This is a genomic window from Kitasatospora putterlickiae (assembly GCF_039527695.1).
Classification (GTDB): Bacteria; Actinomycetota; Actinomycetes; order Streptomycetales; family Streptomycetaceae; genus Kitasatospora; species Kitasatospora putterlickiae.
Map to the genome: position 1 here is coordinate 1 of NZ_BAAAKJ010000288.1, position 1,231 is coordinate 1,231.

Consider the following 1,231-nt stretch of genomic DNA (forward strand, 5'->3'; position numbering starts at 1 on the left):
CCCCGCGCCGCCCGGATCGCCGCCCGCGGCCGGGGCCTCGGACCCGCCCTGGTCGGCTGGCAGCTGGCCCGGCGCCCCGGCCGGGCCAGCGGACCGGTCCTGCTGCTGGTGCTCGGCGTCTCCACCGGCGTCCTCGCGCTCGGCCAGCACGCCACCTGGAACACCTCCCAGCAGGACCAGGCCTCCTTCGCCACCGCCGGCGGCCTGCGCATCCACGGCGCTCACACCGCCCCGCTCGGCCAGGGCAGCCGGTTCGCCGAACTGCCCGGCGGCGACCGGATCATCCCGGTCAGCCGCCAGGAGCAGTCGCTGCCCGCCAACGGCCACGGCCAGATCATCGCCGTGAACGCGGCGGCCTTCGCCGAACGCGTCCCGGTCCGCCCCGACCTGCTCGACGGACAGGACCCGCAGCGGCTGTTCACCCCGCTCGCCGGGAGCGCGCCCACCGGCGCCGCGACCGGGATCACGCTGCCCGGCCGCCCGCAGCGCGTCGAGGCCGAGGTCACCTTCACGCCCGACCCCCGGTGGGCCGTCCCCGGCGAGCCCCTCCCGCCGCCGGTCAAGGCCCCGGAGGCCTGGCTGCTGATGCGCGACCGCCACGACGTCTCCTTCGTCGTCCCGCTCAAGGGCGTCCCCGCCTCCGGCGAGGGCCGCGCCACCGCCGACCTCACCGCGCTCACCGACGGCGGGATCAGCTCGGTGTCGGCGCCGCTGACCGTCGTCGGCCTGACCCTCTCCTTCGGACCCACCGACGGCGGCACCCTGGCCGTCCGCCGGCTCGGCGCCGCCGACGGGGCGACCGCCCCCGTCGTCCCGGCCACCGTCCCCGCCGGCCTGAGCTGGGCCAACACCGGCGACGGCACCGCGCGCGACGCCAAGGTGGACGTCCTCGTCGACCCCTCCGACGGGCAGCGGCTGCTGAGCGTGCGCTACGCGTCCGTCTCCAACAGCGCCGGCAACCGGCGCGCCGTCGTCACCCCGGCCGGCGCCCGGGCGCAGGACGAGATCACCGGCGTCGCCACCCGCGGCTACCTGGCCGCCACCGGCTCCCGCGTCGGATCCACCATCCGGGTGCCGTTCGGCCTCGCCACCGTGCAGGTGCGGATCACCGGCGAGGTGGAGTCGCTGCCCGTCGTCGGCGACAAGGCCCTGATGGTCGACCTCGGTGCCGTCGGCCGGGCGCTCGCCACCGCCGGACGCGAGACCCCCGTCCCCACCGAATGGTGGCTGC

Annotated in this window: 1 pseudogene; it reads left to right on the forward strand. The window is 77.7% G+C overall.

Annotation, left to right across the window (positions count from 1 at the left end):
- Positions 1-1,231, forward strand: a pseudogene (locus ABD308_RS28145) (hypothetical protein); the annotation flags it as partial.